This is a genomic window from Streptomyces sp. JHA26 (assembly GCF_002005565.1).
GTDB lineage: Bacteria > Actinomycetota > Actinomycetes > Streptomycetales > Streptomycetaceae > Streptomyces.
Genome location: NZ_BDJC01000132.1, coordinates 1 through 2,295, shown reverse-complemented (window position 1 = coordinate 2,295; position 2,295 = coordinate 1). Strand labels below are relative to the sequence as shown.

The window sequence follows — 2,295 nt, the reverse complement described above, 5'->3', positions numbered from 1 at the left end:
ATGCGGTCAGCCGCCCAAGTACCCGCGTGTGCGGGCGAGGGCGGGGCCACAGCGATCCAGCAGCTCACCGAGCGCCTTGACGGCCTCTTCACGGTTCGCGTCCTCATACTTGTTCATCGCGAACTTGACCGACAGGCGCCAGCGGGCCTCGGCGATGAAATACGACTGACGCTCCGCGGGTGTCGGCGCGTCGTCGGTACCAAGCCTCGCTTCGTACGCGCGGGCCATCGCCTCCAGGGCATCTGTCCTGCGGCGGAATGCCTGGACAACCGCCGCCGCCTGTGCAACAAGGTCTCCTTGAGGCGCGTCCGGAAGAAGACCCGGCGCAGTCGGGGCCGTGCCTGACAAAGGCAGGCCCAGCTGCCCAGGAGCCGACGCGACAGCCGGGGACGCCACGGCCAAACGACCCAAGAGCTCCGCGATGTCCAGCTGTTCCTTTGCCCTGGTCCGGGCGTCCGCCGTGACGGTCGGATGTACCAGTTCCGCCATCCGGGCCTTGTCCTCCGTCTCACGCGCAGCACTTTGAAGTTGTTGCAGCCGGGCGATCTCCGCCGCGGCCTCCCGCCTCCGGGTCTCCCCGGAGCCGCCGCCCTTCTTGTCGGCCGCCATGTCGCGGGCCCTGGCCTGGAGCTCGTCGATCTGAATTCCTAGCTCTTCCGAGCGGCTCATCTCCACCGTCTGCAGCCGCAGCGACTGGGTGACCCAGCCGACCGTCGTTTCCGCGCCAACGAGGGGCTCATCGCTCATGCGGAGAGGCGGGGACCATTTCGAGACGTCCTTCTCAGTGAGAAGCGGGTCCCGGACATACAGTCCGTCCTGGATTCCGTTGGTGAACACGAGTTTGATGTCGACGGTGAGGAACATGGTCTTTCCGTTCCGTTGCGCCCGAGAAATGCTGAGGCGCCTGCGGTCCATGAAGTCATCGATCCTGCTTTGGACTTCCGGATCGACGAGGGCTCGATCGATCCTCTCAGGTACATATTTAGCATCCTTCTGGGCCAGAAGATAGGAGTTGATTCCGCTGGCGATCATGGGTGCCACCACGCCCTTGAAGAATCCGATCGCATGACGGCCCAGGCGTGACACGGGTACCACCGGAGCAGGCGCAGGCTTGGCCGTCGCGGCGAGGTCGGCCTTCCCGGCCGGAGGCTTGCCCCCTTGAGAAGTCTGCGTCTGCACATCCCTGCGGGCGGGTGCGGCTTCACCACCCCGAAAACCTCCGCCGCCTCCCGTCCCTGACGGTTGCAGATGCTGCCACTGGGCCACTACGGATTTGACCAAAGTCGGGTTTCGAATGCACATCTGACGGCCCCCGCGCACACCCTCCGGACCGATGAAGATGTCGAAATCTTCAATTTTGTAATTCTTCACCCGGAGATGGTTAAGGAACAAGTTACGATAGCTCTCCCCGCTCAGTGCCCCTTTCGAACGCCGGTATGTGTAGTGCAGCATAAATTCCGACTCTCGGGTAAGGTCGAGAACTCGTCCCATTTTAACCGGATCGAGCCTGATGCGGACAGTGCGATGTGGCGTTGAAGCGCCTTTTTCGAGCGAGCGCATAACGCCATACTGATTTGCTACGTCTTCCACATCACTGAAATACAAGCCGTCACCCAAGTCGTGCACGACTTTTGTATCCTCTGCCGACACGGCACCTTCTACATATCCGCGATACCAGTCTTCATCGGCAAGGGCTAACACGTCGTCGGAGCCGACCGGGGCGGTCAGCAGGTGGGGAACCCCTGCCACGAACCCCTCCGCCGCCTGGTGGGCCTGATGCTCGGCAGGGCTCACTCCGCCACCAGCCGAGGCCGCAACTGCCGGCGGCCGGCCTGTGCGGTTCTGCGCCACGTGCACCAACTCATGGACCAGCAGAGCATCGCCTCGGTGTGTGTTCGGGGCGTAGGTGTCTGCGGCAAAGGAGATGTGGGAGCCCCAAGTGAAGGCCGCGGCCCGCAACCGTTCGGACATCGCCGCCGACTTTGGGTCGGTGTGGATACGGACCGTGCTGAAATCGACGCCGAGCCGACTCTCCATGACCCGCCGTACCCCCGGGCGAAGAGCTTCCCCACTCCCTCGCGCGTAAGCGGGCGAGGGCCGTGTGGGACGCTCACGTCCCGACATGGGCGCCCATCGGCGCGCGGGCTGTGCGAACTCGGCCATGAGCCGCTCCCGTCGACGACCCGGTTCGGTGCCGTAACCACGAGTCTGCGCCGGGTCTCAGGATGCCGCACTTCGGCGTGCGTCACCCGCGGAATGCCACCGGAGTTGTCAGCTCGATCTAGATAGAGCTAA

At 63.9% G+C, this 2,295-nt stretch carries 1 protein-coding gene; it reads right to left on the bottom strand.

Annotated features, from left to right (window positions below):
- Positions 1-6: 6 nt before the first annotated feature.
- Positions 7-2,124 (bottom strand): DUF4157 domain-containing protein, encoded by a 2,118-nt coding sequence (locus JHAT_RS33340; protein WP_290439830.1) that lies wholly within the window; start codon positions 2,122-2,124, stop codon positions 7-9.
- Between the last annotated feature and the right edge of the window lie 171 nt (positions 2,125-2,295).

What these genes read in the sequence shown, in the direction of transcription:
- JHAT_RS33340 (WP_290439830.1), bottom strand. Translation starts at nt 2,124, where the DNA reads ATGTCGGGACGTGAGCGTCCCACACGGCCCTCGCCCGCTTACGCGCGA.